Here is an 8,013-nt window from a genome sequence, read left to right on the forward strand (position 1 = left end):
TGGTGAAACCGCGCACCTTCGCCGATCTCGACTTCCATCACTTGGGTAAAGCGGGCGGCGGCGGGGCCGCTTTCCAGCACCGTCAGTTCGGCACCCGGCTCCAGCTTGATGCAGTGGTGCATGATCGCATCCGACCGGTCCGCCAGATGATGATAGATCAGCGACACGGGCTTTGCCGCACGCGCCCTGGCACGGATCAGCACCCCGTCGCTGGCAAAGGCCGAAGCCATCGCTGCCAGCGGGCGCGGCACCGGGGTTTGTCCCCGCGCCTCCAGCACGCCGTACACATCGCGCGCCCAGTGAATGTCATGCGCGCCTGCGGCGGACAGTTGTTCGATCTCGACCCCGGCAAGGGCCGGATCATCGGACGCTGCGGCATCAAACACCCCGTCCACGAACACCAGCCGCACCGTATCGATGCCATCGAAAGCCGCCGGTTCGTCGCCCGCATCAAAGCGCGGTGCCAGGGCTGCTTCAGCCGCAATCAGCGTCGCGGGATCAGTATAGCGCCAGTATTCATCGCGCTTTGTCGGCAGACCCATGGCCGACAGCCGCGCCAGTGCATCGGCGCGGGCAGCCCCCAGCCAACCGCCGCCCGCAAAGCCAAGACCGGCAATCCGGGTCGCCAGCGCATCTTGCCTGATTTGCGCCAGCGCCATCAGACCACCTCGCCCAGGATGTCGGCATAGCCGTTGTTTTCAACCTCCAGCGCCAGTTCCGGCCCGCCGGTCTTGATGATCCGGCCCGCCGCCATGATATGCACCACGTCCGGTTTGATATGGTCCAGCAGGCGCTGGTAATGGGTGATGACCAGGAACGACCGGCCCGCATCGCGCAGCGCGTTCACCCCTTCGGCGACCAGCTTCATCGCGTCAACGTCCAGCCCGCTGTCGGTTTCGTCCAGGATGCACATCTTCGGCTCTAGCATCGCCATCTGCAAGATTTCGTTGCGCTTTTTCTCGCCGCCGGAAAAGCCCACGTTGACCGGGCGCTTCAGCATCTCGGCGTCGATCTGCAGGGTCTTGGCCTTGGCGCGCACAAGCTTCAGGAAATCGCCGGCGCTCAGTTCGTCCTCATTGCGCGCCTTTCGCTGGGCGTTCACGGCGGTGCGCAGAAAGGTCATGTTGCCGACACCCGGAATTTCCACCGGGTACTGGAACGCCAGGAACAACCCGGCGGCGGCGCGGTCTTCCGGCTCCATCTCCAGCAGTTCGGCACCGTTGAGCTTGGCCGACCCGTCCGTGACCTCATACCCGTCGCGGCCCGCCAACACATAGGACAGCGTGGATTTCCCCGATCCGTTCGGCCCCATGATCGCGTGCACTTCGCCAGACCCGATCGTCAGATCAACGCCGCGCAGGATGACCTTGTCTTCGTCATGCAGCTTGACGTGCAGGTTCTTGATTTCGAGCATTCCATTTTCCTTCAAAGAGGCGGGCGGTTGCACCATGGCCAAGGGCCGGCGCGCAAGCGGTTGATAGGGTTATCGGGGGTCAGAGAACCACCCGATCACTTCGGTCAGCATTTCCGGCGGGATCTGGCGCGGCACCACGGTGAACCGGGCAAGACGGCCCACCGTCTCGTCCCGCGCCACAAGCGCCTCGACGCGGTGATAATAGCGCCGGGCGGTGTAGTCATCAAACAGCACCGTCACCGGGCGCGTGCAGCGCATCATCGTGGCCGCAAAGCAGGCAGCCCGGAACCGTCCATCGATCAGCACCACGTCGGGGTGGATGAAATCGGGCCGGTCCCAGACCGAAAGCGCATAGCGGTGAAAGGCGCGATAGGCCTGAGAATTGATCGGATAGCCCCAATCCTTGGTCAGGCCGATATCGACATGGTGAATGACCGCTGTGCCAGAGATATCGACAAGGTGATGGCGCAACCGCTCCGCCCAGGCAGCATCGCTTTCCACGCTGAACACCGGCTTGCCCAGTTCGGCGGCCAGAACCGTCGACCCGCCACTGCCGTATTCGAGGATAGACGCCGCGGCCGCATAATGCTGCCGCACCAACCCGGCCTCGTCCGCGGGGAATGTCAGCACAAATTCGTCTGCGCCGGTCACGCCTTCCGTCTGCGTTGGCGCGCTATTTGTTGGCGTTGCCACTTTGACCATCCCCACAGGCCTCAGCCCACCGAGCCTTCAAGGCTGATCGCGACCAGGCTTTGCGCTTCCATGGCGAATTCCATTGGCAGCGCCTGCAGCACGTCCTTGCAGAACCCGTTTACCACCAGCGCCACCGCCTCCTCCTCGTCCATCCCGCGCGACCGGCAATAGAACAGCTGATCCTCATCGACCTTCGATGTCGTCGCCTCATGTTCCACGCGGCTCGAGTTGTTCTTCACCTCGATATACGGCACCGTATGCGCGCCGCATTTGTCGCCGATCAGCAGGCTGTCGCATTGGGTGTAGTTGCGGCTGTCAGTGGCTTTGGGGTGCATGCTGACCAGCCCCCGATACGTGTTCTGCGCCCGGCCCGCAGATATCCCCTTGGAAACGATGCGCGATTTCGTCCGCTTGCCCAGATGGATCATCTTGGTGCCGGTGTCGGCCTGCTGGGCGTTGTTGGCGATGGCGATCGAATAGAACTCGCCTTGACTGTCATCCCCCCGCAAGATGCAGGACGGATACTTCCAGGTGATCGCCGATCCGGTTTCCACCTGCGTCCACATCACTTTGGCCCGATCACCCCGGCAATCGGCGCGCTTGGTCACAAAGTTGTAGATGCCGCCGCGGCCTTCCTCGTCGCCCGGATACCAGTTCTGGACGGTGGAATACTTGATCTCGGCATCCTTCATGATCACCAGTTCAACCACCGCAGCATGCAACTGGTGCGTGTCGCGCTTCGGCGCCGTGCAGCCCTCAAGGTAGCTGACGTAAGACCCTTCATCGGCAATGATCAGCGTGCGCTCGAACTGGCCGGTATTCTCGGCATTGATCCGGAAATAGGTCGACAGTTCCATCGGGCAGCGCACGCCCTTGGGGATGTAGACGAACGATCCATCCGAAAACACCGCCGAATTCAGCGTCGCAAAGAAGTTGTCCGATTGCGGCACCACCGAACCCAGATATTGCTTCACCAGGTCCGGATGCTCCTTCACCGCCTCGGAGATGGAGCAGAAGATCACCCCGGCCTTGGCCAGTTCCGCCTTGAACGTGGTACCCAGCGAAACGCTGTCAAACACCGCATCCACGGCCACCCGGCGGGGTTCATCAGAGCCTTCAACACCGGCCAGAAGCATTTGTTCCTTCAGCGGAATCCCAAGCTTGGCATAGGTCGCCAGCAGCTTTGGGTCCACCTCATCCAGCGACTTCGGCTTTACCGCCATGCTTTTCGGTTTGGCGTAGTAAAACTGGTCCTGGTAGTCGATCTTGGGATAGTGGACCATCGCCCAGGTTGGCTCTTCCATCTTCAACCAGCGCTGGTATGCCACCAGCCGCCAGTCCAGCAACCAGTCCGGCTCGCCATTCTTTTCCGAGATCAGGCGGACGATGTCTTCCGACAGGCCCTTCGGCGCGAAATCCATCTCGATTTCGGTTTCCCAGCCGTACTTGTACTTGCCGGCCATCGCCTGCACGGCTTCGACGGTCTCACGGTCCACGCCATCGCGAACCTCGGTGTCCAAGTTGACATCCAGAACTGTCATCGGCCCGTCTCCTTCATTCATGCAGCCCGCGCGCGGGCCTTGGCGTAGGCTTTGGTCCACACATCAGCGAACCGCAGCACGTCATCTTCTGTCACCCCGGGCCCGATCGACACGCGGATTGCCTGCCCAGCCAGTCCCTCATCGTAACCCATCGCTCGCAGCACGCGACTGGCGCGCACCTTGCCGCTGGAACAGGCCGACCCCGCCGATACCGCAAACCCCGCAAGGTCCATCGCCATCACCTGAGTCTCGCCCTTCCAGCCCGGTGCCATCAGGCACAATGTGTTCGGCAGCCGCCCGGTTCCATTCCCGACAGAAATAGTCTCATTTGCAGATGCGGACAATGCCCGTTCTAGAATATTTCTAAGTTGCGCCACCCGGTCCCACACCCCGTCGGCCAGATCGCGCCCAGCGGCGCTGGCGGCGGCGGCAAACCCCGCGATGCCGATCAGGTTCTCGGTACCGGCCCGGCGCCCCATCTCCTGCCCGCCACCGCGCAACTGCGGTGCCACGTCCATGCCGCGCTTGATGATCAGTGCGCCAATCCCCTTCGGCCCGCCCAGCTTGTGGGCTGAAATCAGGCCCATATCGGCCCCAAGCCAGTTGAACGCCAGCGGCACCTTGCCAAAAGCTTGCGTCATGTCGCAAACGGCAAGCCCTTCGGGAATGTCCTGCAGCACGCCGGTTTCCGAATTGGCCAGTTGCAGCGCCGATTTGCGTGGTGCAGAGACCTCGACCTGCCCCATCGCATCCACCGGAAGATCAGCGTCGCACCAGGCACTGACAGCCTCATGCTCCACCTCGGCGCAGTGCAGACCCCGCCCGGCGCAGGCCAGTGCTGCGGCCTCGGTGGCGCCGCTGGTAAAGACGATATCGGCCCCGTCCGCCCCAAGGGCTGCCGAAATCTCGACCCGTGCCTGTTCAATCAACGACTTGGCCGCCCGCCCCTCGGCATGCACCGAAGACGGGTTACCCACCAGATCCATCGCCGCAATCATCGCGGCCCGCGCCTCGGGCCGCAACGGTGCAGTGGCGTTCCAGTCCAGATAGAGCCGTGTCATTCCTCGTCCACCACGCGGAACAGGATTGGCACTGCGGGGCAAGGCACCAGCGCGTTGTTCACCACATCCGACAACCGCGCCTGATGCAGAAACACATACACGTTGGCCGAAAGGCTTTCCCACAACCTGTTGGTCAGCGACTGCGCCCGGCTACCCGACACCCCGCCACTGGCCCCCGCCCCGGTGTGCATTGCGTCCACCGTTTCCTCGACCGCCTGCATCACCTCGCTGATGCGGATCTCGTCAGGGGTCTTGGCCAGCTTGTACCCGCCGCCCGGCCCCCGTACCGCCTCGACCAGCCCGGCACGGCGCAACTTGACGAAAAGCTGCTCCAGATAGGGCAAAGAAATATCCTGCCGCTTGGAAATTTCGGCCAGAGACACCAGGTCATCCCCCTTGGTAATGGCCAGATCAGCCAGCGCAACCATCGCATAACGCCCTTTGGTCGACAGTTTCATCGCGTCTCCATGACTGTTGCTGCAGACTGTTGCCGCAATCCGATTGACGTGGGCCGTCGTGGGCATTACCTCAACCCGACCCAGTGGGCGGCAAATGCCGTCTTTAGAATTGTTCTAGTTTAGTCGAGCGAAAGCGTCAAGAAATCGCGCGCTCCAACTTGAGAAGAGGCCCATGCCCGAGGTTATTTTTGCCGGTCCGGACGGACGTCTGGAAGGCCGCTATCATCCGCAAAAGGAACGCGACGCACCGATTGCCATCGTGTTGCATCCGCATCCCGCTTACGGCGGCACGATGAACAACAAGGTTGTCTACAACCTGCATTACGCGTTCTACAACCTCGGCTTCACCGTGTTGCGGTTCAACTTCCGCGGCGTGGGGCGCAGCCAGGGCGAATATGACCAGGGCATCGGCGAGCTGTCGGATGCCGCCTCCGCGCTCGATTACCTGCAATCGATGAACCAGAATGCCAAGCATTGCTGGGTCGCGGGCTTCGGCTTTGGCGCCTGGATCGGGATGCAGCTGCTGATGCGGCGCCCGGAAATCACCGGCTTCATCTCGGTCGCCCCTCCGGCGAACCTTTATGACTTTTCCTTCCTCGCCCCCTGCCCGTCTTCGGGTCTGGTCATCAACGGGACGGCTGACAAGGTGGCCCCGCCGAAAGACACCATCAATCTGGTGAACAAGCTGCACGAGCAGAAGGGCATCACCGTCACTCACACCCAGATCGAAGGCGCCGATCACTTCTTCAAGGACGAAGAGGCGCATATGAAGCCGATGATCCAGACCGTGTCGGATTACGTGCGCAAACGGATGACGGAGGTCACGCGCTGAGATGTCATATATTCAGGAATTGGCCGACAAGCTGGCCGATGATGTTCTGAAGTCTGAGATTGAACTGGACGACGACCGGTTTTACGAAAAGGTCAGCCGCGTTCTGCTGGCCGCCTCGCCCACCTTCCAGGAGGCCTACATCACCTCGATCCGCGTGCGCCTTGCCGAACGAAGGGGCCGCGAGTTTCTGGAAAAGGCACTCAAGGCCAAGCGCGAGGGTGCCGCCCTTCCCGACGCGCCGCCTGATTCCGGCGCCGGGCATTGACCGACCGGCTGGAAGCGCAGTTCGCCTTCCTGAACGAGGCGGACCGGCTGAAATCGGTGTTGCGCGCTACCACCCTCTGTGACGGCTCCCGGCCCGAGAACTCGGGCGAGCATTCCTGGCATCTGGCGCTCTACGCCCTCGTGCTGGCCGATCACGCCGCACCGGGGGTGGATATCAACCGGGTGATCCGGATGCTCCTGATCCATGACCTCGTGGAAATCGACGTCGGCGACGTGCCGATCCATTCCGCCAACGGCCACGCCCATGCCAGTGCTGAGACACAAGCCGCCGAAGCCCGCGCTGCAGACCGTATATTCGGATTTCTTCCCAATGACTTGCGCGCCGATCTTCGCACCCTATGGGAAGAATTCGAAGCGGCTGGGACCCCAGACGCCATCTTTGCCAAATCGCTGGACAGGGTGCAGCCCGTGATGGCCAACCTGCAGTCCGGCGGCGGCACCTGGATCACCTATTCCGTCACCGCAGACCAGTTGCAGGCCCGCGTCGGCAGCAAGATCGCCCGGGGCGCGCCCGACTTGTGGGCCTGGGTCAAAGCCCGCAGCGCCACCTTTTTCAGCGCCTGACATATTCATGTCAAATGCGGTATACCACGGCATACCGCACTTCCCTTTGACCCTGATTTCCGCTACACCCTCCCCAAACGAATCCCACACCCGGAGTGCCCCATGTCGAAGATCAAGGTAGCCAACCCCGTCGTCGAGCTTGATGGCGACGAGATGACCCGGATCATCTGGGATTTCATCAAGCAGAAACTGATCCTGCCCTACCTCGACATCGACTTGAAATACTATGACCTCGGCATCGAGGAACGTGACCGTACCAACGATCAGATCACCATCGACAGCGCCGAGGCGATCAAGAAATACGGCGTCGGCGTCAAATGCGCCACCATCACGCCGGATGAGCAGCGGGTCGAGGAATTCGGCCTGAAGCAGATGTGGAAATCGCCGAACGGCACCATCCGCAACATCCTTGGCGGGGTGATCTTCCGCCAGCCGATCATCTGCAAGAACGTGCCGCGCCTGGTGCCCGGCTGGACCCGGCCCATCGTGATCGGCCGCCACGCCTTTGGCGACCAGTACCGCGCCACCGACTTCCGCTTTCCCGGCGCGGGGAAGCTGACGATGAAGTTCGTCGGCAACGACGGCACCGTGATCGAAAAGGACGTCTATTCCGCGCCGTCCTCGGGCGTCTACATGGGCATGTACAACCTTGATGACAGCATCATCGACTTTGCCCGCGCCTCACTGAACTACGGCCTCAACCTCGGCTGGCCGGTGTATCTGTCCACCAAGAACACCATTCTCAAGGCTTACGATGGCCGCTTCAAAGACCTGTTCGCCAAGGTTTTCGAAGAGGAGTTCGAGGCCGAATACAAGAAAAAAGGCATCACCTACGAACACCGCCTGATCGACGATATGGTGGCGTCTTCGATGAAATGGTCGGGCGGCTATGTCTGGGCTTGCAAGAACTATGATGGTGACGTGCAGTCCGACCTTGTGGCACAAGGCTTTGGCAGCCTTGGGATGATGACAAGCGTTCTGATGACCCCCGATGGCAAGATCGTGGAGGCCGAGGCCGCACACGGCACCGTCACCCGCCACTACCGCGAACATCAAAAGGGCAAGGCGACCAGCACGAACTCTGTCGCCTCGATCTACGCCTGGACCGGGGGCCTCAAGCACCGCGCCAAGCTGGATGAAAATGCTGCCCTCGCCAGATTCGCCG

General features: G+C 61.7%; 9 protein-coding genes and 1 pseudogene. 4 read left to right on the top strand and 6 right to left on the bottom strand.

All coding sequences use genetic code 11. The features are described from left to right. The 6 genes and pseudogenes from RMO18_RS05930 to RMO18_RS05955 all read right to left on the bottom strand — a co-directional run. Window positions 1-659, bottom strand: a pseudogene (locus tag RMO18_RS05930) (Fe-S cluster assembly protein SufD); the annotation flags it as partial. Then, on the bottom strand, window positions 659-1,414 hold the full coding sequence (sufC, locus tag RMO18_RS05935) for a Fe-S cluster assembly ATPase SufC (RefSeq protein ID WP_309664553.1): 756 nt from the start codon (window positions 1,412-1,414) through the stop codon (window positions 659-661). The pseudogene RMO18_RS05930 and the gene sufC, both read right to left, overlap by 1 nt. A 69-nt stretch (window positions 1,415-1,483) precedes the next feature. Then, window positions 1,484-2,065 (bottom strand): hypothetical protein, encoded by a 582-nt coding sequence (locus RMO18_RS05940; RefSeq protein WP_309664554.1) that lies wholly within the window; start codon window positions 2,063-2,065, stop codon window positions 1,484-1,486. A gap of 62 nt (window positions 2,066-2,127) precedes the next feature. Continuing rightward, entirely contained in the window at window positions 2,128-3,648 is a 1,521-nt protein-coding gene (gene sufB, locus RMO18_RS05945; RefSeq protein WP_309664555.1) for a Fe-S cluster assembly protein SufB, read from the bottom strand. 17 nt (window positions 3,649-3,665) lie between these two features. After that, a complete protein-coding gene (locus RMO18_RS05950; protein ID WP_309664556.1) occupies window positions 3,666-4,709 on the bottom strand; it encodes a cysteine desulfurase family protein in 1,044 nt (347 codons plus the stop codon). Beyond that, entirely contained in the window at window positions 4,706-5,167 is a 462-nt protein-coding gene (locus RMO18_RS05955; RefSeq protein ID WP_309664557.1) for an Rrf2 family transcriptional regulator, read from the bottom strand. The genes RMO18_RS05950 and RMO18_RS05955 overlap by 4 nt, the downstream gene beginning before the upstream one ends. Before the next feature lie 172 nt (window positions 5,168-5,339). Here RMO18_RS05955 and RMO18_RS05960 point away from each other — a divergent pair, with 172 nt between their 5' ends. The 4 genes from RMO18_RS05960 to RMO18_RS05975 all read left to right on the top strand — a co-directional run. After that, window positions 5,340-5,999 carry an alpha/beta hydrolase gene (locus tag RMO18_RS05960; RefSeq protein ID WP_309664558.1) on the top strand — a complete coding sequence of 220 codons (660 nt, stop codon included), beginning with the start codon at window positions 5,340-5,342 and terminating at the stop codon, window positions 5,997-5,999. A 1-nt stretch (window position 6,000) separates the two neighbouring features. Continuing rightward, window positions 6,001-6,264: a hypothetical protein gene (locus tag RMO18_RS05965; RefSeq protein WP_309664559.1), complete on the top strand. Its 264-nt coding sequence runs from the start codon at window positions 6,001-6,003 to the stop codon at window positions 6,262-6,264. After that, window positions 6,261-6,848, top strand: a complete 588-nt coding sequence (locus RMO18_RS05970) for an HD domain-containing protein (RefSeq protein WP_309664560.1) — start codon at window positions 6,261-6,263, stop codon at window positions 6,846-6,848. The genes RMO18_RS05965 and RMO18_RS05970 overlap by 4 nt, the downstream gene beginning before the upstream one ends. 102 nt (window positions 6,849-6,950) lie before the next feature. Continuing rightward, the coding region (locus RMO18_RS05975; RefSeq protein WP_309664561.1) for an NADP-dependent isocitrate dehydrogenase at window positions 6,951-8,013 on the top strand (1,063 nt) is incomplete at its 3' end.

Source organism: Tabrizicola sp. (genome assembly GCF_031377265.1).
Classification (GTDB): Bacteria; Pseudomonadota; Alphaproteobacteria; order Rhodobacterales; family Rhodobacteraceae; genus JAUYQR01.